This is a genomic window from Flavobacterium sp. FlaQc-28, from assembly GCF_044007415.1.
Classification (GTDB): domain Bacteria; phylum Bacteroidota; class Bacteroidia; order Flavobacteriales; family Flavobacteriaceae; genus Flavobacterium.
In genome coordinates, this window is the sequence record NZ_JBIPCM010000004.1 from 386,167 (window position 1) to 410,649 (window position 24,483).

The 24,483-nt window shown below is 32.6% G+C and carries 24 protein-coding genes; 12 read left to right on the plus strand and 12 right to left on the minus strand.

Annotated features, from left to right (window positions below; all coding sequences use genetic code 11):
- Window positions 1-130 precede the first annotated feature (130 nt).
- Window positions 131-2,197, plus strand: coding sequence for a beta-N-acetylhexosaminidase (locus ACHRVL_RS13585; protein WP_395413607.1), 2,067 nt, complete (start codon window positions 131-133; stop codon window positions 2,195-2,197).
- A gap of 294 nt (window positions 2,198-2,491) precedes the next feature.
- On the opposite strand, the gene ACHRVL_RS13590 is transcribed toward ACHRVL_RS13585, so the two are convergent.
- The 4 genes from ACHRVL_RS13590 to ACHRVL_RS13605 are packed head-to-tail and all read right to left on the minus strand — an operon-like array spanning window position 2,492 to window position 5,056.
- Window positions 2,492-2,689, minus strand: a complete 198-nt coding sequence (locus ACHRVL_RS13590; protein ID WP_123872308.1) for a hypothetical protein — start codon at window positions 2,687-2,689, stop codon at window positions 2,492-2,494.
- Between the two features lie 13 nt (window positions 2,690-2,702).
- Window positions 2,703-2,876, minus strand: a complete 174-nt coding sequence (locus ACHRVL_RS13595; protein WP_395413610.1) for a hypothetical protein — start codon at window positions 2,874-2,876, stop codon at window positions 2,703-2,705.
- Between the two features lie 19 nt (window positions 2,877-2,895).
- A complete protein-coding gene (locus ACHRVL_RS13600; protein WP_395413612.1) occupies window positions 2,896-4,284 on the minus strand; it encodes a radical SAM protein in 1,389 nt (462 codons plus the stop codon).
- A 16-nt stretch (window positions 4,285-4,300) separates the two neighbouring features.
- Window positions 4,301-5,056: a prolipoprotein diacylglyceryl transferase gene (locus ACHRVL_RS13605; protein ID WP_395413614.1), complete on the minus strand. Its 756-nt coding sequence runs from the start codon at window positions 5,054-5,056 to the stop codon at window positions 4,301-4,303.
- Between the two features lie 242 nt (window positions 5,057-5,298).
- Here ACHRVL_RS13605 and ACHRVL_RS13610 point away from each other — a divergent pair, with 242 nt between their 5' ends.
- The 4 genes from ACHRVL_RS13610 to ACHRVL_RS13625 all read left to right on the plus strand — a co-directional run bounded on the left by ACHRVL_RS13610 (window position 5,299) and on the right by ACHRVL_RS13625 (window position 10,009).
- A complete protein-coding gene (locus tag ACHRVL_RS13610) occupies window positions 5,299-5,997 on the plus strand; it encodes a DUF3592 domain-containing protein (RefSeq protein WP_395413616.1) in 699 nt (232 codons plus the stop codon).
- Window positions 5,998-6,086: 89 nt separating this feature from the next.
- Window positions 6,087-6,860, plus strand: coding sequence for a TlpA family protein disulfide reductase (locus ACHRVL_RS13615; RefSeq protein WP_395413619.1), 774 nt, complete (start codon window positions 6,087-6,089; stop codon window positions 6,858-6,860).
- A 304-nt stretch (window positions 6,861-7,164) separates the two neighbouring features.
- Window positions 7,165-8,784, plus strand: coding sequence for an ABC-F family ATP-binding cassette domain-containing protein (locus ACHRVL_RS13620; protein WP_089052836.1), 1,620 nt, complete (start codon window positions 7,165-7,167; stop codon window positions 8,782-8,784).
- A gap of 151 nt (window positions 8,785-8,935) precedes the next feature.
- Window positions 8,936-10,009 (plus strand): energy transducer TonB, encoded by a 1,074-nt coding sequence (locus ACHRVL_RS13625; RefSeq protein WP_395413622.1) that lies wholly within the window; start codon window positions 8,936-8,938, stop codon window positions 10,007-10,009.
- 40 nt (window positions 10,010-10,049) lie between these two features.
- Here the strand turns inward: ACHRVL_RS13625 and ACHRVL_RS13630 are convergent, their stop codons facing one another.
- Window positions 10,050-10,223 (minus strand): hypothetical protein, encoded by a 174-nt coding sequence (locus ACHRVL_RS13630; protein WP_165765080.1) that lies wholly within the window; start codon window positions 10,221-10,223, stop codon window positions 10,050-10,052.
- A gap of 298 nt (window positions 10,224-10,521) precedes the next feature.
- Between ACHRVL_RS13630 and ACHRVL_RS13635 the strand changes: the two genes are divergently transcribed.
- On the plus strand, window positions 10,522-11,709 hold the full coding sequence (locus tag ACHRVL_RS13635; RefSeq protein WP_395413624.1) for a glycoside hydrolase family 27 protein: 1,188 nt from the start codon (window positions 10,522-10,524) through the stop codon (window positions 11,707-11,709).
- Between the two features lie 37 nt (window positions 11,710-11,746).
- On the opposite strand, the gene ACHRVL_RS13640 is transcribed toward ACHRVL_RS13635, so the two are convergent.
- From ACHRVL_RS13640 to ACHRVL_RS13655, 4 genes are all read right to left on the minus strand, one after another.
- Complete coding sequence (locus tag ACHRVL_RS13640; protein ID WP_395413626.1) at window positions 11,747-12,139, minus strand: hypothetical protein; 393 nt, start codon at window positions 12,137-12,139, stop codon at window positions 11,747-11,749.
- A 9-nt stretch (window positions 12,140-12,148) separates the two neighbouring features.
- Window positions 12,149-12,547, minus strand: coding sequence for a VOC family protein (locus ACHRVL_RS13645; protein ID WP_395413629.1), 399 nt, complete (start codon window positions 12,545-12,547; stop codon window positions 12,149-12,151).
- Window positions 12,548-12,568: 21 nt separating this feature from the next.
- Window positions 12,569-13,201, minus strand: a complete 633-nt coding sequence (locus tag ACHRVL_RS13650) for a class I SAM-dependent methyltransferase (protein ID WP_395413631.1) — start codon at window positions 13,199-13,201, stop codon at window positions 12,569-12,571.
- Window positions 13,202-13,553: 352 nt separating this feature from the next.
- Window positions 13,554-14,228 carry a hypothetical protein gene (locus tag ACHRVL_RS13655; protein WP_395413633.1) on the minus strand — a complete coding sequence of 225 codons (675 nt, stop codon included), beginning with the start codon at window positions 14,226-14,228 and terminating at the stop codon, window positions 13,554-13,556.
- A 254-nt stretch (window positions 14,229-14,482) separates the two neighbouring features.
- Between ACHRVL_RS13655 and pyrR the strand changes: the two genes are divergently transcribed.
- The 6 genes from pyrR (at window position 14,483) to ACHRVL_RS13685 (ending at window position 18,966) form a co-directional block, all read left to right on the plus strand.
- The gene (gene pyrR, locus ACHRVL_RS13660) at window positions 14,483-15,022 is read left to right on the plus strand and encodes a bifunctional pyr operon transcriptional regulator/uracil phosphoribosyltransferase PyrR (protein WP_089052841.1); all 540 of its coding nucleotides are present in this window, start codon (window positions 14,483-14,485) and stop codon (window positions 15,020-15,022) included.
- Between the two features lie 155 nt (window positions 15,023-15,177).
- Entirely contained in the window at window positions 15,178-16,104 is a 927-nt protein-coding gene (locus ACHRVL_RS13665) for an aspartate carbamoyltransferase catalytic subunit (protein WP_029273654.1), read from the plus strand.
- Between the two features lie 105 nt (window positions 16,105-16,209).
- Window positions 16,210-16,542, plus strand: coding sequence for a ribonuclease Z (locus ACHRVL_RS13670; RefSeq protein WP_395413635.1), 333 nt, complete (start codon window positions 16,210-16,212; stop codon window positions 16,540-16,542).
- A 103-nt stretch (window positions 16,543-16,645) separates the two neighbouring features.
- Window positions 16,646-17,551, plus strand: coding sequence for a ribonuclease Z (locus tag ACHRVL_RS13675; RefSeq protein WP_395413637.1), 906 nt, complete (start codon window positions 16,646-16,648; stop codon window positions 17,549-17,551).
- A gap of 97 nt (window positions 17,552-17,648) precedes the next feature.
- A complete protein-coding gene (pdxH, locus tag ACHRVL_RS13680) occupies window positions 17,649-18,293 on the plus strand; it encodes a pyridoxamine 5'-phosphate oxidase (protein ID WP_395413639.1) in 645 nt (214 codons plus the stop codon).
- Window positions 18,294-18,462: 169 nt separating this feature from the next.
- Entirely contained in the window at window positions 18,463-18,966 is a 504-nt protein-coding gene (locus ACHRVL_RS13685) for a CAP domain-containing protein (RefSeq protein WP_395413641.1), read from the plus strand.
- A gap of 122 nt (window positions 18,967-19,088) precedes the next feature.
- Here ACHRVL_RS13685 and ACHRVL_RS13690 read toward each other — a convergent pair whose 3' ends face one another.
- From ACHRVL_RS13690 to ACHRVL_RS13700, 3 genes are all read right to left on the minus strand, one after another.
- Window positions 19,089-21,023: an OmpA family protein gene (locus tag ACHRVL_RS13690; RefSeq protein WP_395413643.1), complete on the minus strand. Its 1,935-nt coding sequence runs from the start codon at window positions 21,021-21,023 to the stop codon at window positions 19,089-19,091.
- Window positions 21,024-21,034: 11 nt separating this feature from the next.
- Window positions 21,035-21,952 carry a type IX secretion system membrane protein PorP/SprF gene (locus ACHRVL_RS13695; RefSeq protein WP_395413646.1) on the minus strand — a complete coding sequence of 306 codons (918 nt, stop codon included), beginning with the start codon at window positions 21,950-21,952 and terminating at the stop codon, window positions 21,035-21,037.
- Window positions 21,953-22,110: 158 nt separating this feature from the next.
- Window positions 22,111-24,483, minus strand: a 2,373-nt coding sequence (locus tag ACHRVL_RS13700; protein ID WP_395413649.1) for a gliding motility-associated C-terminal domain-containing protein, incomplete at its 5' end; no start/stop codon positions are given.

Below are 24,483 nucleotides of genomic sequence, written 5' to 3' on the forward strand. Positions count from 1 at the left end.
AATCAAATTACAAAATTCAGATTGATTTCGCAGCGATTAGTGAGGTTCAATAAGATTCTGTCTGAGTTTTGTTTCTTTTATCTATTTATTAATGTTGTCTTAGGATAACATCTTTTCAAAAACAGTAAAAATGAAATATTTATTTGTCCTACTATTAGCAGGTGTAACCTCTAGCGCTCAAATTCAGAAAGAGCAGTTAAATCTTATGCCTTGGCCTCAGAGTGTTGTATTAAACGACGGGAATTTTGCTTTAAACAAAAACTTTAAAGTAAACATAACCGGAAACCCTAATCCAAGAATTTTTGGTGGAGTAACTCGTTTTTTACGTCGCTTAGATGGTAGAACAGGAATTTTTTTTCAGCAGGGTTTTATCACAAAATTAAATGAAGTTCCAAATGCCGAACTGCAGATTAATTGTACTAAAAGTGGTAAAATTGGTTTATATGAAGATGAAAGTTATCACTTAGATATTAAACAAAATAAAATTACGATAAACGCAACACGCGATTTAGGTGCTTTACACGGACTTGAAACGTTGTTACAAATGCTGCAAAATAACAGTAGTTCATTTTATTTTCCAGTATCAAAAATTTCAGATTTTCCAAGATTTACATGGAGAGGTTTAATGATAGATGCTTCAAGACACTTTCAGCCAGTTGATGTAATCAAAAGAAATCTAGATGGATTGGCAGCAATGAAAATGAATGTGTTTCATTGGCATTTAGTTGACGATCAGGGTTGGAGAATCGAAATGAAAAAACATCCAAAACTAATAGAATTAGCTTCGGATGGAATGTATTACACACAAGAGGAAATTAAAAATATCGTAAAATATGCTGATGAGCGTGGTATTTTGATAGTTCCAGAAATAGATGTTCCAGGTCATGCATCTGCAATACTTACAGCATATCCAGAAATAGGCAGTAAAGTGATTACATTGACAGGTGGAACTTCTGAAAAAAATATTCAAGGTACAGCAATCGCTACCTATGGAATTGAAAGAAATGCTGGTATTTTTTCGCCAACATTAGATCCTTCAAATCCTAAAACATATCAAATATTAAGCGAACTTTTTGATGAGGTTTGTCCATTATTTCCAGGAGCTTATTTTCATATCGGAGGAGATGAGAACGAAGGAAAAGATTGGGATGAGAATCCAAAAATTCAAGAATTTAAAAAGAAAAATAAGTTAACAACCAATCATGAATTGCAAACTTATTTCACCATGCAGTTAGTTCCGATGCTTAAAAAACACGGTAAGCAATTAATGGGCTGGGAAGAGATTTTGACAAAAAACATGTCAAAAGATGCTATTATTCATGCGTGGAGAGGACCAAACGAAGGTGTTGTTGCAGGTCAGTCGTTGATTGATGCCGTTAAAAAAGGGTATAAGACTGTAATGTCAAATGGATATTATGTCGATTTATTGTACCCAATAGAAAGCCATTACTTAAATGATCCGATGCCAAAAGGTGCAGTTTTATCAGCAGAAGAAAAAGCAAGAGTTTTAGGTGGAGAAGCAACAATGTGGACAGAACTTGTAACTCCTACAACGATCGATTCTAGACTTTGGCCAAGAACTGCGGCAATTGCAGAAAGACTTTGGTCTGCTGAAGATATTACTGATATGACTAGTATGAGAAAACGTCTTGATGTAGTCTCTTTCAGATTAGAAGAACTTGGCTTAACACACATTCGTAACAAAGCGGTTATTTTAAGAAATATTTCAAATAATCAAAATATAGAAGCGCTGGAAGAATTTTCGAATGTTTGTGAACCATTAAAAGGATATAAAAGAAACAAAGGAGGAACAGAATATCAAATGTACTCTCCGTTTACACTTTTTGCAGATGCTTGCGGACCAGATGCAAAAGATTCATTAGCTTTTAACGATGCAGTAAGTCAATACTTAGCAAATAAGACACCAGAAAATAAAGCTAAAGTAACGGCATTCTTTACCAGATGGATCGCGCTTCATAAAGAATTAACGGATTTGAGTGCAAATGCGCCTTTAGTACAGCCGTTTTTACCTTTGGCAAAAAGCTTAAGCGATGCCTCGAAAGAATTAGTACTTGTGTTAGATAATAAGTCGCAATTAAAAGCTGATGAGCTTAAAAATTTAATTGAACAATGCAATAGTAAAGATCATGCTGATGTTGAATTATCAGTTTATGAAAGTCTTAAAAAATTAATATAATGAGTTTGGTTTGAGTTAGTACTTAGTAAGTTGTGTTGCCTGAATTATTTAGTAATTTTTGTTATCTCTGTCAGGTTTTCTGACAGAGATAATTAGGGCAAAAATCTACTGAAGACAGCTCTTTTACGATAAACAGAAATAGAATATTGGAACGGTTAAAATTGAGTTTGGTTATTTATTTTTTAATCTAAATTTTATTTCAGAATAATGATCAAATTTGGGTGATTTGTTATTTGGTTTTCACCCAAATGCGAACATTATAAAACCTGGTAATTTTATTACCAGGTTTTTTTATTAATGCATGTTTCCCAGTTTGAAGTTTGCTGCACAGGTGCCAAAACCAATTACAAAACCAATAATGGCGAACAATATAATCTTCAATGAAGTTTTTCTATCGCGTGAGATAAAAATCAGACGTAAAATTCCAGCAAGAAAAGCAATTACACTTATAAAGGCTGCCATACCGCCAATTGCTACTAAAGGATTATTCATAATGTACTTTAAATTAAAGCTGACTTACAATTATGGCACAGGTGCCAAATCCTATTACAACAATGATTATTGGAATCAACATAATTGTTAAAAAGAATTTTTTGTTTTCTTTTCCAGAAATTAAACCAATCAATCCAACTAAGAACATCACAGCGAGGATGAACCCAAGAAATAGTAATCCTTCCATATTTTAAAAAGTTTGTAAATTAAACATTCAGTTTTTCTCGAATCTTATCAATTTTATGATCTCTGTAAAATAAATTCATGGTTTCAAAAGGGATGATTTTCATCTTATCGCTTACAATGTGAACACAAGATTTTTTAACAGCACGAACATCAAAATCATGCGCGTCCATAAAATTCATTATCAAAATTCGGAACAAATTATTATAGTTTAAAGTGTCTGATTGCACTCTTGGCAAGCAGCACATTAATTCATTCATTTCGGTTTCAGCACAATCAACAGAAATTCCAGTGCTGAATAGATTCAGCATGTGCGTTTTTAGTTTTTCATCATGTTCAAAAACAATAGTGTTTTTGGAGTTGTTTAGTAAATCTTCTGGATTTATTAAGTGAGTCATCGGAAAAACTTCTCCATCAATTTTTAAAGCATAAGCCATACATAAAGCATCTGGATTACAAGGAACCGGAATTAAATCTTGTGGTGTAAATAGAGGATATTGCTCATAAATTTTCCTGCGTACTTCAGTTAAAGTGATACGGCCTGAAAGATCATCATAATTATCATTTCGACCTGCAACTTGTGTAGGTTGAAAAGTAACACCTCGAACACATTTTTGCTGCAAAGCGTATTCAATTATCTGACCAATTTCATCATCATTTTCTCCTTTTTGAAGTGTAATTACCAAAGTAGTCGAAATGTTAAATTGATTTAAATGTTCGATTGCTTTTTTACGAACTTCAGTTAAATCCTCTCCGCGAAGTTTTTCTAATACTTCAGGTTTAAAGCTGTCAAATTGTAAGTAGATTTCGAAATCAGGCATATAACTGGCTAATGTCTCAACAAATTTAATGTCTTTTGCAATTCTTATTCCATTCGTATTTAGCATCAAATGCTTGATAGGTTTGCTTTTAGCAATGTCAAGAATTTTAAAAAATTCAGGATGCACAGTTGGTTCACCTCCAGAAATTTGAACAACATCTGGTTCCCCTTCATTAGCGACAACAGTGTCAAACATTTTTTCAATTTCTTCTAAAGTGCGATGTCTTCCATAGTTTGGAGCCGAATTTGCATAACAAGTAGGGCAGGCTAGATTACAGCGATCTGTAACTTCAACAATCGTTAAACAAGAGTGTTGTTCATGGTCTGTACACAATCCGCAATCATATGGACAGCCATAGTGTACTTTTGTATTGAACTTTAGGGGCATTTCAGATTGTTTATTATAATTACGAATCTGCTTGTAATAATCAACATCATCAGCAATCATCGATTTCAATTCGCCGTGTGTTTTGCAATGTTTCAGCATCATGACTTTATTGTCCTGAAATACAATTTTAGTATCAACAAGATCTAAGCAAGTTGGGCATAAACTTTTGGTATAATCGTAGAATATATAATCGCGGGTTTTCATTAGGATAAAAGTATAGTTATTGTAAAAGTAAAGTTTTGCTTAAGCGACTAAAAACCCGATTAATAAATTTCGAGTAGTAAATAAAAATAAAAATGGAGCTCCATTGAATACTGCTTAAATGAAGAAATAAAGGATTATATGGTTTTATAAATTCAATTAAAAAACGAAATAAAAAGTATAGCACCATGAATAGTTTAAATCGGTCACCACTAACAAGATTTCTGTTTTTTATTTTTTGAAAAAAGATAAAAAGTAAAAGCATGAAAAACATTTCATATAAAGCTACAGGATGTCTGTACAACCCATCACCCAGATCCATTCCGGTAATAAAACTAGTTTCGATGCCGTAAGTAGGTTCGGCAATACCCATTGAGAAACATCCAATACGTCCAATAAATAAAGCCACAATTATCGGAATTACATATAGATCACCTGAAGAGATTTTAACACCAATTATTTTTTTGAAAAGTTCTACTCCAAGCAATCCGCCTAAAAATCCTCCAGCAACAGTTTTGTTCTGAAAAAAAGTTAGAAAAGTCTGATTGGTAATTTCAGCAGGATTTTCAAGCATTGCAATAACTCTAGAGCCTATTAATGCACCAACCATTGCGCCAATTAAAATAATAAGACGATTAATATCTGAAATAGGATCTACTGTTCTTTTTTTCAAAAAGTAATAGGTTCTGATTCCAATAAAAAAGGCTAATGTTTCAAATAAAGCGTGCCAATAAAAGGTTTCGTTAAAGAGCTTAAATTGAAATGGAAACGTCATTTTTTAGTCAGATTTTTTTGCTAATTTAGTTAAATTAATTGGATTGTTTTTGTAATTTTTTTCTTTTGAGAAACTGCAACAAATTAGTCTGATTTGTGATATGTTTTTTAACTGAGGAACAGTTTTGTTTAGTAATGAAATTATTACATTTACAGCCTTTTTAATAAACAGAAAATTTGATCTAATATGGTATTTTTAATGCTGATATAATTTAGTCATAACCTTATTTTATAGAATAAAATATGAAAACAATAGCCATAATTAAATATGTATTTCTAACTATAGGAGCACTTATGCTTGCAGGAGCTTTTTATTTTTATCAGGATAGACAAACCTTTTTGAAAAAAGCCGAAACTGTACAAGGAACTGTTGTAGAGTTAATCAGTAAAAGATCTGATAATTCTACAACTTATGCACCATTGGTTAGCTTTACGACAAAAGCAGGAAATAAAATAGAATTCACATCAGCAGTCAGCAGTAATCCTCCAAGTTATAGTGAAGGCGAAAGTGTTGAAGTTTTATACGATCCTGCAGACCCAAAAGACGCCAGTATTAAAGGATTTGCCTCATTATGGATCGGACCTTTAATTTTTGGGATTTTAGGAACAGTTTTCTTTTTAATTGGTTTCGGAATTATTCTATTCGGTATTTTAAAGCAAAGAAAAACGCAGTATCTTCGAGATAATGGCAAACGTATTGAAACAAAATTTGTTCAAGTGCACTTAAATTACGGTATGGCTGTAAATGGAAGAAATCCGTTTCAAATATCCAGTCAGTGGCTTAATCCTCAAACAAACGAAATGTATGTTTTTGAAAGCGATAGTATTTGGTTTGACCCAACGGAGTTTATAAAAGATAATATAATAAAAGTAATGATCGATCCGAGTAATCCAAAGAAATATTATATGGATATTTCTTTTTTACCTAATCTTAAAAATTAAATAGATATTCTAGAAACCTTATAAATCTGTTCCTAATATTTAATGGCAATTTTAGTATTTTTGAGACTTAAATATTGTATTAAAATCCCATGCCGAAATCAATTTTTTTTATAGCAGCATTTTTAGTTTTTACCTTTGGCTATAGCCAAATTAAAAATGGAACACCAGAAGTTGATCCAATTCAAATTCAAAAAACATTTAATGATTGGTCCGTTTATCAAAGTAAAAAAATCATGCTTTCGAGAGATTTTACAGCGCTTGATTTACAATCTAAAGAAATTTCAAAAGAAAACTTTTTAGAACAATTAGCAAATGGAGATTATATTCCAATTCGATTAAAATCAGAAGAATCAGTTTATAATTATAAGCTGTTTAAAATTCTGCCAAAATCAGATACAAGCATAAAAGCGACAATTAACCAAATAGGTTTTGATGCTCTTAAAAACTATCAGATGGAAAGGACTGCTTTTCCTAAATTCTCGTTTAAAGATCTAGACGGAAATCTAGTTACAAACGAATCTATGAAAGGAAAAATTATAGTAATAAAATGCTGGTACATTCACTGCACGCCTTGCATCAGAGAGTTTCCGCAAGTCAATAAATTAGTTGAAGAATACAAAGACCGAAATGATATTGTTTTTATAAGTCTTGCGGAAGATTCCGCAGAACAATTAAAAGCATTCTTAATCAGAAAACCTCTTTCGTATGCTGTAATTCCTGATATGAAAGTATATATGAATGAAGCTTTACAACTCAATTCATTTCCAACACATTTTATTCTCAATAAAGAAGGAATGATTGCTAAAGTACTCCCAAATTTTGAAAGTTTGGAAGTTGCGCTGGCAAAAGAAAGTAAGTTGTAATCGGATTAATTTTGCAAAGGAATCTCATTTTTGTCATTTCGACTGAAAGGAGAAATCACAAAAGAAATTCCGCAAAGCATGTTTCCAATCTTTTTCGATTAACTAGTGCGATTTCTCCTTTCAGTCGAAATGACAAGATTGCGTGTAATAATCTATGAAAAAATAAAACTTTGCGTCTTTGCTTCCGATCGCTGTCGGGACTGCGAGAAACCCTCTCCAGAATAAAAAAACTTAGTCGCTTTGCATCTTTGCAACTCTGAACCTTTTTCCGTACTTTTGCACCAAATTAATTAAAAAGACATTCATGTTAACAGTCAATAATTTATCAGTTCAATTTGGCAAACGAATTTTGTTTGACGAAGTAAATACCACATTCACTCACGGAAATATTTACGGCGTTATTGGAGCCAATGGTGCTGGAAAATCTACATTTCTTAAAATTATTTCGGGCGATATGGACCCAACTTCCGGGCACATTCATTTAGAACCAGGAAAACGTATGTCGGTTTTAAACCAAAATCACAACATGTTCGATGAGCATACTGTTTTGGAAACCGTTTTAATGGGAAATAAAGTTTTGTATGCTGTTAAAAAAGAAATGGATGAACTTTATTTAGACTACAACGATAAAAATGCTGATAGAATAGGGGAACTTCAAGTTCAGTTTGAAGAAATGAACGGATGGAACGCAGATTCTGATGCAGCATCAATGTTGTCTAACTTAGGAATTAACGAAGAGCATCATTATACTTTAATGAGTGATATGGAAGGAAAAATGAAAGTTCGTGTGCTTTTGGCGCAGGCACTTTTCGGGAATCCTGATGTATTGATTATGGATGAGCCTACCAACGACTTGGATTTTGAAACAATCGCTTGGTTAGAAAATTTCTTAGCAAACTACGAAAATACTGTAATCGTTGTATCTCACGACCGTCACTTTTTAGATGCCGTTTGTACACATATTTCTGATATTGATTTCGGGAAAATCAATCACTATTCAGGAAACTATACTTTCTGGTACGAGTCTAGCCAATTAGCGGCAAAACAACGTGCACAGCAAAACAAAAAAGCAGAAGAGAAGAAACAAGAACTTGAAGAATTTATTCGTCGTTTTAGTGCAAACGTTGCGAAATCGAAACAAGCAACTTCTCGTAAAAAAATGATTTCGAAATTGAATATTTCAGAAATCAAACCTTCAAGCCGTCGTTATCCTGCAATTATTTTCGATCAAGATCGTGAAGCTGGAGATCAGATTTTGAATGTAGAAAACTTATCTGCTTCTGTAGACGGAGAAGTTTTATTTAAAGATGTTGATTTGAATATGGCAAAAGGCGATAAAATCGTTCTTTTCTCTAAAGATTCACGTGCAACAACTGCTTTTTATGAAATTTTAAACAATGAACAAAAAGCAGATTCTGGAACTTTTGACTGGGGAATTACAACAAATCAAGCTTATTTACCAGCTGAAAACCACGATTTCTTCGAAAACGATTTGACTTTGGTAGATTGGTTACGTCAATATGCTAAAACAGAAGAAGAGCGTGATGAAGTGTTTATTAGAGGTTTCTTAGGGAAAATGATTTTCTCTGGAGAAGAAGCTTTAAAAACAAGCCGAGTTTTATCTGGAGGAGAAAAAGTACGTTGTATGCTTTCTAGAATGATGATGGAACGTGCAAATATTTTAATGCTGGACGAACCAACAAATCACTTAGATTTGGAATCGATTACGGCTTTTAACAATTCATTGAAAAACTTTAAAGGCTCAGTGATTTTTACAACTCATGACCACGAATTTGCACAAACTGTTGGTAATAGAATAGTTGAAATTACACCAAACGGAGTAATTGATCGTTACATGACATTTGACGAATATCTTGATGATGAAAAAATTCAAGAGCAAAGAAAAAAGATGTATAATCTTTAATCTGTTATAATATAATATTAAAAACCCCAAATTCTTATTTAATTTGAATTTGGGATTTTTTTTGCCTCAATAATTTATTGTATGAATTTTCATTCAATAATAAATTATTATATTTGAAAAAAAATGTTTTTAAAAGAGAAGCAACGGAATAATGAAGAATATAAAAAAATACATAAAAGTACTATTATTGATGGCTACATTCCATGTAGGCATAGCGCAAGAGTATAAAAAAATTAATTCGTCGTCCATTTCATATTTAAACAATGGCTTCTTGTCGAATAATTTTATAAGTATAGAAAATGTAAATAAAACTAAACTTAAAAACGGGTTTTATGAAATGAATATGGATGGGAGAAAAATGCAGTTTTACATTAACGAAAAAGGAAATGTCGATGGAACTTTTAAAGAATATAATTCAAATGGAGTTTTGGCAATACAAACATTACTAAGTAATGGCGCGCTAATAAGTATGACTGCGCTTGATTCTAATGGAAAAACTATAGAGGGTTTAAATGTTGGAAAGGATGCCAAAAGCGGACATCAATTTTTCAATAGAAAGAAGTATAATTCTTTGGGTTTACTAGTCGAACAAATCGATTATAATTGGGATAAAAAAGAAATAAAAACGTCAAATTATGAAAATAAGAAACTTGTTTCTGAAATTATCATTTTTGATGAATATAAGATTTGGAATTCAAACGGAGATATAACAGAAGCCCAGTTGATTCATCCGAAAAATACAAGCTATAAAATAGAAAAGAAATATTATCCAAATGGAAAATTGAAAAGTTCTAGATTCATAGACAGTCAATCTATTGAAGGAGAATTGAAAGAATATACAGAAGCAGGCGTTTTGATAAAAAATAAAAAGACATCTAATTCAAAAACGGTCAATGTAAGTGCTAAAATTAATAATGAAAAAATATATAAATTAGAAGAAGTTGAGTTAAAACCAAGCTATCCAGCAGGAATAGATTCGTACTATAAATTCTTCTACAAAAATTTTGTGAAGCCCAATCAAGAAGGGCTTCAAGGAACAATATATTTAGATTTTATTGTTGAAAAAGACGGTTCTTTGTCAGCTTTTCGCTGTTTTAAAGATATTGGATATGCAACAGGAGCAGAAGCGATTCGGGTTTTGAAACTATCACCAAAATGGAATCCAGCCAAGATAGGAGGTAAAAAAGTAAGATGTGTTTATGTGTTAAAAGTTCCAATTAAATAAGCAAAAATCCCGTTATGAGAATAACGGGATTTTTTTATGTCTATTTATTGCCAAAAAGTTTTGCGAAAATGAAAATGATAATCGCAATAATAAAGATTACGATGAAAATTCCAAATCCCATTCCAGCTTTAAAAATGTCTCCAATAACTTCGCAGCTTGTAAATGAAAACAGTATTACAAATACCATTAACATTCTTAGTATTTTATTTTGCATGATTCTGAGTTTTATAATTTTATAAATTAAAATTACCTCACGAATCAGGAAAATGTGTTATAGAATTTTTTGAAAATGTTTTAGGATTTGATGTTTTAAGTTCTTTAATACCAAAAAATGTATTTGTTCGCTGCTTCTAAAGGAGTATTCTATTTATAACTGTAGATTTTCAATAAATGTATTTATATTGGAGTTTGTGTATTTTAAAATTACTTTTATTTCGAACTATTTTAATTTATTAAACTGAAATATACTATTTTTAAAAGTAATTCAACTGGCTTTTTATATCGTAACAATTATGAAATCATTCAAAATGAAGACTGCCTCAAAAAAAATAATAAGCAAACTAATTTTCGTCTTTTTTATCAATGGGCTGCTTTTTGCTCAAGAAGCTAAACCGCCAATAATGGGTTGGAGCAGCTGGAATAATTTCAGAGTGCATATCGATGAAAAAATGATTCGAGAACAGGCTGATGCTATGATTGCTTCAGGATTATACGATGCCGGTTATAGATATGTTAATATAGATGATGGTTATTTTGGAGGAAGAGATTCAGTAGGTAATCTTTTTGTTGATAAGCAAAAGTTTCCTTCGGGAATGAAGTCTTTGGTGACTTATATTCACAGCAAAAAACTTAAAGCAGGAATATACAGCGATGCAGGAAGAAATACTTGCGGTTCTATTTATGATAATGATCAAAAAGGTATTGGAGTTGGTATGTATGGATATCTTGATGCAGATACTAAAACTTTTTTTGAAGACTGGGGCTGTGATTTTTTAAAAGTGGACTGGTGTGGCGGCGAGAAAATGAATCTCGATGAAAAAACAGAATACTTAAAAATTTTAAAGGCTGTAAAAGCTAAGAATGAAGCAATTGTTCTTAATGTTTGTCGATGGAAATTTCCTGGTGAATGGGCAATCGGTAAAGCGGATTCTTGGAGAATTTCCTATGATATTGATGATAAATTTTCATCTATACTTAAGATTATAGATTTGAATGTTGATTTGTATAAATATTCATCTCCTGGGCATTATAACGATATGGATATGTTGCAGGTTGGCAGAGGCATGACTTATGAAGAAGATAAAAGTCATTTTTCGATGTGGTGCATGTTGAATTCTCCACTATTGGCAGGCAATGATTTAAGAACTATGTCAAAAGAAACTGTTGGTATTCTTACCAATAAAGAAGTAATTGCTTTAAATCAAGATAAAGGATTTTATCAAGCAAGACGAATATTTAAAGAGGGAAATATTGAGGTTTGGGAAAAACTGCTGGGAGAAAAAGGTAAAGATGGAAAAGCGATTGCTATTTTGAATCGCGGAGATGAAGCAAACCAATTTGTTTTAAAATCAGATTTAGTAAATCTTGAGAAATCAGCGAAAATTCGTGATTTATGGTCCGGTAAAAAGATAGGAGCAATAGGAAAGAAGGTCAGCTTTGTTATACCTAAACATGGTATAGTAGTTTTGCGTACGGAATAAAACAGCCCGTATTTCTTTTGAAAAAGAGAAAAAACTATTATTTTCTAATCGTTTTTATCTCGAGAAATATAAGTCCAAATATTATAATAATTTCTCCTAAAAAATAAGCCATACCAAAAATAGAAATACTTTTACAGTTGTATACAACAATTCCAAAAGTCAAAATACAATATAGAATGTTGGCAATGCAGATTGTTTTTAGAAATGATTTCCAATTAGTATTAATTAAAAAGTAACAGAGAATAGAATAAATTGAAAAAGTCAATGCTAATAAAGAAAGATATTCTAAAATGGTTTTTGATAAACCAAAAAAAGCATTGAAATTTCTAAGTACAAAAAATAATAATACAGCAGTAAGTAAAGCACCAAAACCATCCAGCAGAAAGATGTTTCTTGGTTTTGTTATAAACTGTTGCACACTTTTTGTCATTTTTATGATTTAGGATAACATCTCAATAAGCTGAATATAATTACCGCAAGTATCGTTTAAAACGGCAATTTTTATATTTCCCATTTCTGTTGGATTTGTTTTGAATTCAACGCCTAAATTTACAAGACGATTGTATTCTTCCTCAAGATTGTCCACATTAAATTGCGTGCACGGAATTCCTGAATCAAAAAGCGCTTTTTGATACGTTTTAGCAGGCTCAAAATGATTGGGTGATGGTTCCAACAGAATTTCAACGCCATTTGGTTCCTCTTTAGAAACAACCGTCAGCCATCTATTATCTCCGCCCAAAGGGACATCGTGTTTTTTAACAAAACCTAATTTTTCAGTGTAAAATTGCAAAGCCGTTTCTTGATTAAGAACTGGAATTAAGATGACTTTTGCTTTCATGATTTTAGGGTTTTAAATTGCTTATCCATTTTTCTTAGCAATTATTATAGTATGAATTTCCACATCTTCACCTTTTGGATATTTGACTTCGAATAATTTAATGATTTCAAAGTTATTTATAAAAAGCTGATTTTTTATATCTTCTAAAGTATGATAATAAAAATAAGTGCGATCACCAGTACTTCCCGAAATAAAACCTGATTTGGAAGGTTTTCCGGGAACAAAACTTAAATATAAAATCCCATTGTTTAAAAGTATTTTCGCAGAGTCAATTATCAGTTTAGAACAATCTTCTTCGGATAAATAAGGCAAACAAAAGCCGCACATAATTGCATCAAATTTTTGATCTAAGGAACTAAGTTCTCTTGTATCCATTACTTCAAAGTTGGCTGAAGGATTATTAGCTTTAGCTAATTCGATCATTTTTGGAGCAATGTCAATACCTGTAATTTTTAGGTTGGGATTTTTGGATCGTAAATATTTTGTAATGTTTCCTGGTCCACAACCAATTTCAAATACGTTTATTTGTTCTTGTGTTAGGGTGTTGCAAAAGAAGTCATAAGTATCGTTATACAAACTTAAACTCATAAACTTATCTTCATAGAGATTTGCAATTTTATTCCAAGTCTCAAAAGTTTCTTGGTATTTATCCATTGATTTTAGTTCTGTTCTATTGTTTTTGCTGCGAAGTCAGCAGACTTAGCAGAACGGGTTCAAAATGATTGGATGATGGTTCTTATAAAATTTCAACGCCATTTGGTTCCTCTTTAGAAACAACCGTCAGCCATCTATATATCTCCGTCTAAAGGGACATCGTGTTTTTTAACAAAACCTAATTTTTCAGTGTAAAATTGCAAAGCCGTTTCTTGATTAAGAACTGGAATTGAGATGACTTTTGCTTTCATGTTTTTTTACTCTTTTTAAATTTATTTTAAATTATGCTTTGTGAAGCCGTACAGTTTTAAATCTCCCGACTTTGAACTTGTTCTGTTTTTTTAGATAAACCTTATTTTTTATAATAAGAGATTTTTCTTGTCCAGGTTTCACTATGATTACCACTCGATGAAGTTTTACTTATCCAGTTGCCATATTTATCATTGGTATAGTTATAATCAAACTCTTCTTCATTAACAATTTTATCATTTCTCAAAGTTTGTCTTTTTGTGGTATCTCCATATTTATTAAAATCACTTAAGTTAACGGTTATATTTCCATTCCACCATTCTGTAGTTTTTTCCTTGATTTTATTTCCATTATTATCGTAAAAATACTCCCATTGATTTAATATCTGTTCTTTTGCAGTATGAACATAGTAAATAGATTGTTTGATTAATTGTTTTTTTGCATTGTAAACATCTTCAGCGCTTTTCTTTTGTACACCTTCAACATTTTCATAAGTAGTAATATATTCCAATCCATTTAAAGTTGATTTTTTTCTATTATTATCTTCAGAACTAGATTTTGTTAAATATCCCTTTTGATTAAAATCATAACTAGTAGTGTCTTTTGGGCAATAAAATGTGCCTCCTTCCATCATTACAGATGGGCAGCTTTCGTGTATTTCAACGATTTTATTTATTGTTCCTTTTAATCTCATTTTTTGCCAGTCTGATGATAATTTCTGAGCATTTATTTGGTTTACTAGTAGAATTTGTACTAAAACAAAGAAGATTTTTTTCATATTAAATTTTAAAATTACTTATAGTTTTATTCTTTTTTCGTTTTCTATTTTTCTTTGCTAAAATATGTTTTTAAAACAAAATATTTTTCAAAAAGAAGATTATGTTTTCAGAAATAAGGAATATAATGGTTTATTTAGATTTGATTGTATAGTTGAAATCTCATTCATTACAAAAAATGATATTTCCCACCTTAACATCCCAACAAATAAATTCTGATTTCGTATATTTGCCCAACCAAACATTACAATTACTTATGAGCCAAAAAGTATTACTTAATTCAAAAGAAGTTACTATCATACTCCATCGTTTGGCTTGTCAGTTAATCGAAAAACATCTTGATTTCTCAGAGACTATTTTAGTGGGAATTCAGCCAAGAGGTGTTTTTTTAGCGGAACGTTTAAAACAAATATTAGAAAACGAATATAAGGTTCCTGAAATTTCTTTGGGATATCTGGATATCACTTTTTTTAGAGATGATTTCCGTCGTACTGATAAACCACTCGAAGCCAATAAAACCCAAATCAATTTTATAGTCGAAAATAAAAAAGTCATTTTTATTGATGACGTTTTGTTTACTGGACGAAGCATTCGTTCTGCCTTAACAGCAATTCAATCTTTTGGAAGGCCTTCAGAAATTGAATTACTAGTTTTAATTGACAGACGTTTTAGTCGTCATTTACCAATTCAACCTGATTATAGAGGCCGTCAGGTAGATGCTATTAATGGCGAAAAAGTGATAGTAAGCTGGAAAGAAAATGATGGTGAAGATGTTGTTCACTTAGTGACGAATTAAGTTTAATCGGTTAACCGGTTAATTGTTTAATCGGAAAAATCTAAAGATTAAACGATTAAAGAAATTAAAAAAAGTTAAACCGTTAAATCGGTTAACTGTTTAATCGCAAAGACAACGATTAAACGATTAAACAAATAAACAGTTAAACATTAAACATGAAAGAATTAAGCGTAAATCATTTATTAGGAATAAAATATATCAACGAGAATGATATTAACCTGATTTTTGAAACGGCAGATCATTTTAAAGAAGTCATTAATCGACCAATTAAAAAAGTTCCTTCATTACGAGATATTACCATTGCCAATATTTTCTTCGAAAACAGTACCAGAACCAAACTCTCTTTTGAATTAGCGCAGAAACGTTTATCTGCTGATGTCATCAGTTTTTCTGCAGCTCAATCATCTGTTAAAAAAGGAGAAACTCTAATTGATACTGTAAATAATATCCTTTCGATGAAAGTAGATATGGTTGTAATGCGCCACTCTAATCCCGGAGCGGCTTATTTTTTATCTAAAAATGTCAAAGCGAGTATTGTAAATGCTGGAGATGGTGCACACGAGCATCCAACTCAAGCTTTATTAGATAGTTATTCTATCAGAGAAAAACTGGGAGATGTTGCTGGAAAAAAAGTGGTTATTGTAGGTGATATTCTGCATTCGAGAGTTGCCTTATCCAACATATATGCTTTGCAAATGCAAGGCGCAGAAGTTAAAGTTTGCGGACCCAAAACATTGATTCCAAGATATATTGAATCTCTTGGTGTTACAGTTGAACCAAATTTGCGTAAAGCTTTAGAATGGTGCGACGTAGCGAATATGCTTCGTGTACAAAACGAACGTATGGATGTGAATTTTTTCCCATCAACACGTGAGTACGCACAGCAATACGGAGTTGATAAACCGCTTTTGGATTCGCTTGGAAAAGAAATCGTAATCATGCACCCGGGACCAATCAATAGGGGAGTAGAGATTACATCTGAAGTAGCAGATTCTGACCATTCTGTTATCTTGAATCAGGTTGAAAATGGTGTTGCAATTAGAATGGCGGTTATTTATCTTTTGGCTTCTAAAATTCAATAATAATATTTAGTTTCAAGTTTCAGGTTTCACGTTGTTGGAATGTTCAGTTTTACAACCTGAAACTTGAAACCTGAAACAAATTAAAAAACTTCGTACCTTAGTAAAATGAAAGTAGATCAAAAAGGACATACCGTTACAGTAAAAAATACACAAGGTGATTTTAATGGCTTTGTAGAAAAAGTAACGCAGCAATTTAAAACCTTTGAAAAGCATAATGTTATAATCGATCTGTTATCAGACTCTGAACTTTCAGAAAATGATTTGAAACTTTTTTTACCACTTGCTAAATCTCAGAAAAAAGCAAAAAAATCATTTGTAATTGTAGTTTCTGATCTTGATTTTAATGCTGTTTCAGATAAATTAGTGGTTGTGCCTTCGCTTTTAGAAGCGCACGATATTATCGAAATGGAAGAAATTGAAAGAGACTTAGGATTTTAAAGAATTGGTTAATCGTTGATTTGTTTAACTGTTTAATCGATAAGTTTTTGATTATAATTTAACGCGATTAAACGATTCACGAAATAAACGAATAAACATTAAATTGAAGTTAACTATACTTGGCTGTTATGCCGCAACTCCTAGAACACTTACTAACCCAACTTCGCAGGTTTTAGAAATCAAGAATCGTTTATTTTTGATTGATTGCGGGGAAGGAACTCAGGTACAGCTTCGAAAAAACAAGATTAAATTCTCGAAAATTAATCACATCTTTATTTCTCATCTTCACGGAGATCATCTTTATGGATTAATTGGAACGATCTCAACTTTTTCTCTTTTAGGAAGAACGACCGATTTACATATTTACGGACCAAAAGGAATTAGAGAATTAATTCTTCTTCAATTGAAGCTGACAGAATCTTGGACTACTTATAGCTTATTTTTTCATGAATTGGAGTCGAAGAAAAGTGAAATAATTTTTGAAGACGCTAAAGTTATCGTTAAAACTATTCCGCTTAAACACCGTGTTTATACTAATGGATTCTTGTTTCAGGAGAAACCGGGAGAAAGAAAATTAAATATAGAAGCAGTTCAGACCTATAATATCCATGTTGCTTATTATCAAAAGATAAAAAACGGAGGAGATGTTAAGCTAGATGACGGAACTATAATAGGAAACGAAAAATTATCGTTTGACCCAATTCCGTCAATGAGCTATGCGTTTTGTTCTGATACCGTTTATAACGAAGATATAATTCCTATTATTGAGAATGTTGATGTTTTATATCATGAATCTACTTTTTTAGAATCTGAAGCTCCTTTGGCATTAAAAACACTTCATTCAACTGCAAAAGAAGCGGCACAAATTGCATTAAAGGCAAATGTAAAACAATTGGTTTTAGGGCATTATTCTACACGATACGACGGAATTGAACGTTTTAAACAAGAGGCGGAATCCGTTTTTCCTAATGTTCTTTTAGGAGATGACGGTTTGAGTTTTGAATTTTAATTTATTAGTTACAAAGGTTCAAAGTAACAAAGTAACAAAGGTTTAAGTAAGTGATGAAACTTGAAACCTTAAACTTGAAACAAAAAAACTAAAAACAATGAACGATTTAAGCAATTATAGAAAATCTTACGAGAAAAGTGAATTATTAGAAACTAATATTCCTGAAGATCCAATTAACCTTTTTAACAGATGGTTTCATGAAGTTGAAGATTTTGGCGGAAACGGAGAAGTCAATGCCATGACTGTTTCTACAATTGGATTAGACGGATTTCCTAAATCTCGTGTAGTTTTATTAAAGAAATTCTCTGAGGAAGGTTTTATCTTTTATACCAATTATAATTCTGAAAAAGGAAAAGCGATAGAAGCAAATCCTAATGTTTGCTTGTCTTTTTTCTGGCAGGAAATGGAGCGTCAGGTAATTATTAAAGGAATTGCTCAAAAAACGTCTGAGAATATTTCTGACGGTTATTTTGATTCTCGTCCTGATGGCAGTAAGTTAGGAGCGATTGTTTCTAATCAAAGTGAAGTGATTCCATCTAGAACTTTCTTAGAAGAAAATCTAAAAAAGCTGGAACATGAGTTTGAAGGAAAACCTATTCCAAGACCTGAAAATTGGGGAGGTTATTTAGTAACACCTCTTCAGGTAGAATTTTGGCAGGGAAGACCAAATAGACTCCACGACCGCATTCGTTACACAAGCCAATCTGATTTCTCATGGAAGATTGAGCGCCTTTCTTCTTAATTTGTAAGATTTTTACTTTTGTTTAAAAATATTTTATGTAGTTTATCGATTTTTTTTGTAGTTTACCGATAAATTAAATACGTTTGATATAGAAATGTAAAAAGATTGTCACATAATTATTTAAGGTTTTTGCCCCAACATTTACTTTAAAACTAAACTACTAAAGATTATGAAAAAAGTTATGTGCGCCATGCTGTTCATTGTGATTTCGATCACAATGAACTCATGCTCGGCAGAAGTCGCAGAAGGTACTGAAAGTACTGGGGGTACAGAAAAATTAATTACAGACTACAGTTACAATGCGTCTGAATTAGAAACAATGCAATTAATAAACGATTACCGGAAAAGTATTGGTTTGAATGCATTGGAAAAAATTAATCATATCTCTTATGAATGTGAAGTTCATAATAAATATATGATTGATAACAACCTCGTAAATCACAATGATTTTGTTTTGAGGTCTAAAAACATTGAAAGTGTTCTAGGCGCCAAAAGGGTTGGAGAAAATGTTGCTTATAACTATAAAACTTCTGAAGCAGCTGTGAGAGCTTGGCTGGACAGCCCGGGACACAAAGAAAATATCGAAGGAAATTATACTCATTTTGGTATTTCAGTATCTACCGATCCCGCAACAGGAAAAAAATATTATACTAATATATTTGCAAAAATTTAAAGAAAAACTTTGAAACTGGTTGGTTAGTTTTCGTTGTAATTCCTGAGTTACAACGTTTTTTTTTGTAAAAAAAAGCTGTCTATAACTAGACAGCTTTTTTGATATAATGTATTTTGGGAGTATTACAATCCAACTATAATAAACTCGCTTCGTCTGTTCATTTGGTGTTCTTCTTCGGTACATGGTACACCATCAGAACATTTGTTTACGAGCTGTGTTTCTCCGTAACCTTTTCCGGTCAGACGATTTTTAGCTACGCCGTTTTTAATAAGCCAATCGATAGTTGATTTCGCTCTTCGGTCAGATAATGCTTCATTGTATTGATGAGTTGCTCTACTGTCTGTATGCGAACGAATATCTAACTTCATAGTTGGATTTTGATTCAATACATCCAATATTTTTTCTAAGTCTAAAGCAGCTTCAACACGAATGTTTGATTTATCAAGGTCAAAATAAATCATTTTTATTCCGAAGCATTTTCCTAAATCATCTCCAATTGCAACTTTACAAATAATTTTATCCAAAGCAATTGGCAGATCCGTTTTTCCGCTTACTTTTCCAATATTAACCATTACTTCTTTAGTTGCATAATCTGTTTTTGCGGCCCTTACATTGTACGTCTTGCCGCATTCCACTGCAAAACTGTATTTTCCTTCGGCATTTGAAATGGTGGTATTTACAACAACCTGCTGGCTGTCATATAAAGTAAGTTTTGTTCCAGGCAGTATTATGCCGCTTTCAGCATCTGTGATTACACCAGTTAATTCCTGCAGACATTTTAGTCTTCTAGTTTCTAGAAATTTATAAATATCATCAGAACCGTGTCCGCCGGTTTTATTTGAGCTGAAATATCCTCTTCTGGTGGCTGGATCAATAATATAGGCGAAATCATCATTAGGCGAATTGATGTCGCTGCCTAGGTTCTGAATATCACTTACGGTTCCATTATCCTGCAATTGTCCCACAAATACATCAAGTCCGCCAAGTCCCGGATGCCCGTCAGAAGCAAAATAAATTTCATTTTCACTCGTTACATAAGGAAATGTTTCTTTTCCTTCTGTGTTAATTGTTTTGCCTAAATTTTCGGGAGTACCATAACCGCCGCCGCTGTTGATGCTTACTTTGTAAATATCAGATTGCCCGATTGTTCCCGGCATATCAGACGCAAAGTAGAGTGTTTTTTCATCAGGACTTAAAGCAGGATGAGCAGTACTAAAACTGTCACTTGTAAAAGGAAGAGCAGTTATATTAGTCCATTTTCCGTTTTCAAGTGTCGCTTTGTATATTTTGATTAAAGTAACTTTGTTATCATCTTTTCCTTTTTTGCCGTCAATAAAATTGTTTCTTGTAAAATAAACGGTCTTTCCGTCTTTAGTAAATGCTGGAGACGATTCGTGAAATTTTGTATTTATTGCTGTTTTTATTTTATTCACTTTGGTCGAACTTCCGCTTTCGGCATCAATATCTGCATTGTAGATGTTAGTAAAATATTCACCTGTCCATTTGTGCTTTCTCTGGCTGAAATTACCAGTATCTCTGGCTGATGCAAAATAGATTTTATTGTCATACACAAAACTTCCGTAGTCAGAGTATTTAGAGTTGATTCCGGCATCTTCAATTTTATAGCGCCCAGAGTTTAATTTGATTTGATCGAGATAGTTTACATCTTCTTTGTAAAGTTTACCTCTGGAATCGTTTTTGTATTTGGTGTTAAACTCATTGAGAACTTTATCAGCTTTGGCAAGCTGTCCAGTTGATTTTAAAGATTGCGCATATCTGTAAAAATATTCGGCCTCTGGAGACGGATTCATTGCAAAGAGTTCTGCGTACCATTTGGCGGCACCTTCAAATTCAGAATTGAAGTAATATGAGTTTCCGAGTTTTTTAAATAAATCCTCAGACTTATATCCTTTTTCGGCCACTCTTTCATAGGTTTTAATGGCGTCAACATAAGCATATCCATCGTATTTTTTATCACCTGAATTAACCTTTGACTGCTGTGAATAGCCGTAAAAAATATTTAATAGTATTAAGCAAAGGAGTGTATAATTTTTCATAATAATAAGTTTTAGAAGAAACGAGGAGTTGTCATTTTACCATTTTTCTTGAAGAATTCATATCGCAGGAATATCTCATGAGATCCTGAGTTGTAATTATTTAAGTTTGTTGTTTCTCGGTCGTAACCATAACCTAAATAAAGTCCGTCTGTGATTTGAAATCCAACCATTGCACTTAAAGAGGCACTCCATCTATAAGCTGCTCCAACTACAAATTTTTCAAAAAACATAAAGTTAGCAGAAATATCGACTTGTAGAGGTGCTCCTTCGACCATTTTGGCAAGTACAGCAGGTTTGAATTTGATGTATTGTAATTTATCAAGATCAAATACATAACCGGCCATTAAATAATAATTGATTTTGTCTTTATAAATGGCTACATCATTATCATCATAACGATTGGTTTCGATGAAATTTGGAACCGATAAGCCAATATAAGCTTTATCAGAATGCCAGTAAACACCAGCTCCGATATTTGGTGAAAATTTATTGTTTAAATCTTGAAATTGCGGATCGCCTTGATCTTCGGGATTTAGTTTGTTAATATCTAAATTGAATAAATTAGCGGTTCCTTTAATTCCAAAAGAGAGTTTAAAATCTGGTGAAGTTTGTATTGAATATGATAGATCGGCAGAGATATTATTCTCGTTTGTTGGACCTATTTTATCATTTACCAGCGAAAGTCCTATACCCAAATTACTATTGTTTATTGGTGTGTTGATAGAGAAACTGCTGGTTTCTGGTGCTCCGTCTAATCCAACCCATTGGGTGCGGTACAGACCAAAAACACTTAGAGCTCCGCGAGATCCCGCGTATGCAGGATTTATATTTATCGCATTGTACATATACTGTGTATACTGTGCATCCTGCTGTGCATAACCTGTTAAGGCTATAGACATAATGACGAAGAAAAATAATTTTGTTCTCATAGTAGATGTGTATTATTTAGTTATTACCTGCTAACTTTTTAATTCTGTAAAAAGGCTGCAAAGTTAGTATGAATCTTTATTCAAAAATAAGTGTTTTTTTACGAATTGTTATTTAATGCGCTATATATTAATGTTTTATACAGCGCATTTTTTTGTTTTTATTTTGAAAGATATAGGTATCCGTCTTTCTTATTATTTTGAACTTCATTATTTCCATTCAATGATTTGTAGTTCAAAATGTAGAAGTACGTTCCAGTTGGTAATCCATCTGATTTTTTGATAGTTGTTCTGCCTCTAGATGTTCCATCAAATGCATTGGTTTCATTATTGTAATTTGTAGTTTCAAATACCAATATTCCCCAACGATTATAGATCTCTACAGTGTTTCCTGGATAACAGGTCAAATCATCAATACTATCAATTACGAAAACATCATTTTTTCCATCTCCATTAGGAGAGAAAGCATTATGTACAACTATATTTCCACATGGCAGTACTTTACAATCGTCGTTAATTTCCATATTAAGGGCAATTGTTCTAGGACAGTTCTCGTCATTTATTCTATATTCGAATATGTAAGTGCCAAGGGCTAAACCTAATGCGTTAAGTGTACTTCCTTGTAAGGCATTAGTATTATTTGTATCTGTCCAAGTTCCTGTTGCTGGTGTGCCTTCTGGCAGTAAGCTAGATAAGTTTAGTAATGTTGAATCGTCATTACAAGCCTGGCTGGCGATATTAGTTACACCATTTGGCAGAACTATTATTGTTACTGTTGCTGTATCACAATTTTCAGAACTTAATTTGTCACAAAGACGATATCTATAAGTATAAGTTCCTGCTGGAGTTAAACTTGATACTCTCACATTTCCTAATGCATCGAATGTGATATTAGGATCTGTTTTTACATTGCTGTTGGTTTCAGTTAATACTGTAAAGTTTACAAGTTCAAGAGTAGCTCTAGCGGCTCCTTTTACATCGTTGCTTAAAACATTTCCAACTAATCCAAAAGTGTTACATCCAATATTGCTGTAAGTATCATCGACAGCGTCAACTGGTGTTGGCGGTGCAGGATCAATAACAGTTATCGTTACAATGGCAGTATCACAGTTTCCAGCATCGGCATTTTCACAAATTTGATACGTTAATGTATAAGTTCCTCCGGTTGTACCAACTTTTACATCTATAGATCCGTTAGGATTTAGTGTTAGTGCTCCAGTTGGATCTGGTGTTACAGTTGTAAGTGTAACATCTGCTGGATTAACTGCATTACCATTTAAGGTATCATTTGTGTATACATTGACAACATTTACTGCTCCTGTACCTCCAGATATTGGACCGCCGTTATCATCATTAGCAACAATTGCAAATGTTGGTCTGGCAGTACAGAACGGTTCAGATGGAGGATAATTTACAGTTATTGTTTCACTCGGATTAACAGATACTGTAATGTTGGCAGTTGGGCGTAATCCTTCAAAACCATCAGCAGCTTGAATCCATTGATTGTTTTGGAATACCCATCCAGGCCAGTCAGTACCTTTTCCGTTTGCATCAACCGCAGCTCCAGGCCATAAAACACGACCGCTTAGTGGTAAGTCAGTCATTGTAGTTACCACTTTGTTTGCGGCATCTGCCCAAGTTATTGATACACCATTTGCAGGAGTAAAGTTAACTGGAGTTACTGTGTAATCAAGGTATGGAACATCGTTTATACAAATTGGAGATGCAGTGACAGTCATTACCGGAGCTTCAATTGTTACGGTTACCGTTGCAGTATCACAATTTGAAGCTGCATCGGCTTCACAAATTTGGTATACCAATGTAAGTGTACCTACTGGTGCATTTGGTAAAACATCTACAGAGCCATCTGAATTTAATTGTAAAAACTCATTTGGAGTTACAGTAGTTATTATTACATCAGAAGCAGTTACGACCACGCCTTCAAGTGTATCATTAGGTAAAACATTCAAGACATTTGTTGTAATATGATTAACACCTGCTATTGGACCGGCACTATCATCATTGGCAGCTATATCTTTAAATTCTTTACAATTTACACCAAAGTCAGCATCTAAATGAACTAAATCCTCTGGAGTAACATTTACAATTATACCGCTTTGACTGGTAGTTTGACATACCGTATGCATTTGCAGTTTGGCAGGTTTTGACGTTGCTTTTTTATCTGTTGAACTTGAACTTGGAAGAACTTTTACAAGTCCAGTTTCTCCTAAAGCCGCTGCAACAGCATCTAAATTTGCTTCTCTAACTAATTTGATGTTATATTCTCCATATGGATTTGCTTGCTCTGGTCTATCTCTCCAGAATCCTTGAATTCCAATGATTGCTTCAGAATGATATCCATTTGGACCGTCAATTATAATATTAGGATTTGATGCGTTTCCAAAACCACCGGCATTTAGTTCACCCGCATTTGCTGGACCAGCATAACTTCCATCGCCATTAAAATCGATCCATTCCCAAAGACTGTAATCTATGGCACCCTCTGCGTCTGGGATGTTTTTAGTTACAACACC

Coding starts and splice junctions, on each gene's coding strand:
- ACHRVL_RS13585 (WP_395413607.1), top strand. CDS start 131: ATGAAATATTTATTTGTCCTACTATTAGCAGGTGTAACCTCTAGCGCT.
- ACHRVL_RS13590 (WP_123872308.1), bottom strand. CDS start 2,689: ATGAATAATCCTTTAGTAGCAATTGGCGGTATGGCAGCCTTTATAAGT.
- ACHRVL_RS13595 (WP_395413610.1), bottom strand. CDS start 2,876: ATGGAAGGATTACTATTTCTTGGGTTCATCCTCGCTGTGATGTTCTTA.
- ACHRVL_RS13600 (WP_395413612.1), bottom strand. CDS start 4,284: ATGAAAACCCGCGATTATATATTCTACGATTATACCAAAAGTTTATGC.
- ACHRVL_RS13605 (WP_395413614.1), bottom strand. CDS start 5,056: ATGACGTTTCCATTTCAATTTAAGCTCTTTAACGAAACCTTTTATTGG.
- ACHRVL_RS13610 (WP_395413616.1), top strand. CDS start 5,299: ATGAAAACAATAGCCATAATTAAATATGTATTTCTAACTATAGGAGCA.
- ACHRVL_RS13615 (WP_395413619.1), top strand. CDS start 6,087: ATGCCGAAATCAATTTTTTTTATAGCAGCATTTTTAGTTTTTACCTTT.
- ACHRVL_RS13620 (WP_089052836.1), top strand. CDS start 7,165: ATGTTAACAGTCAATAATTTATCAGTTCAATTTGGCAAACGAATTTTG.
- ACHRVL_RS13625 (WP_395413622.1), top strand. CDS start 8,936: ATGAAGAATATAAAAAAATACATAAAAGTACTATTATTGATGGCTACA.
- ACHRVL_RS13630 (WP_165765080.1), bottom strand. CDS start 10,223: ATGCAAAATAAAATACTAAGAATGTTAATGGTATTTGTAATACTGTTT.
- ACHRVL_RS13635 (WP_395413624.1), top strand. CDS start 10,522: ATGAAATCATTCAAAATGAAGACTGCCTCAAAAAAAATAATAAGCAAA.
- ACHRVL_RS13640 (WP_395413626.1), bottom strand. CDS start 12,139: ATGACAAAAAGTGTGCAACAGTTTATAACAAAACCAAGAAACATCTTT.
- ACHRVL_RS13645 (WP_395413629.1), bottom strand. CDS start 12,547: ATGAAAGCAAAAGTCATCTTAATTCCAGTTCTTAATCAAGAAACGGCT.
- ACHRVL_RS13650 (WP_395413631.1), bottom strand. CDS start 13,201: ATGGATAAATACCAAGAAACTTTTGAGACTTGGAATAAAATTGCAAAT.
- ACHRVL_RS13655 (WP_395413633.1), bottom strand. CDS start 14,228: ATGAAAAAAATCTTCTTTGTTTTAGTACAAATTCTACTAGTAAACCAA.
- pyrR (WP_089052841.1), top strand. CDS start 14,483: ATGAGCCAAAAAGTATTACTTAATTCAAAAGAAGTTACTATCATACTC.
- ACHRVL_RS13665 (WP_029273654.1), top strand. CDS start 15,178: ATGAAAGAATTAAGCGTAAATCATTTATTAGGAATAAAATATATCAAC.
- ACHRVL_RS13670 (WP_395413635.1), top strand. CDS start 16,210: ATGAAAGTAGATCAAAAAGGACATACCGTTACAGTAAAAAATACACAA.
- pdxH (WP_395413639.1), top strand. CDS start 17,649: ATGAACGATTTAAGCAATTATAGAAAATCTTACGAGAAAAGTGAATTA.
- ACHRVL_RS13685 (WP_395413641.1), top strand. CDS start 18,463: ATGAAAAAAGTTATGTGCGCCATGCTGTTCATTGTGATTTCGATCACA.
- ACHRVL_RS13690 (WP_395413643.1), bottom strand. CDS start 21,023: ATGAAAAATTATACACTCCTTTGCTTAATACTATTAAATATTTTTTAC.
- ACHRVL_RS13695 (WP_395413646.1), bottom strand. CDS start 21,952: ATGAGAACAAAATTATTTTTCTTCGTCATTATGTCTATAGCCTTAACA.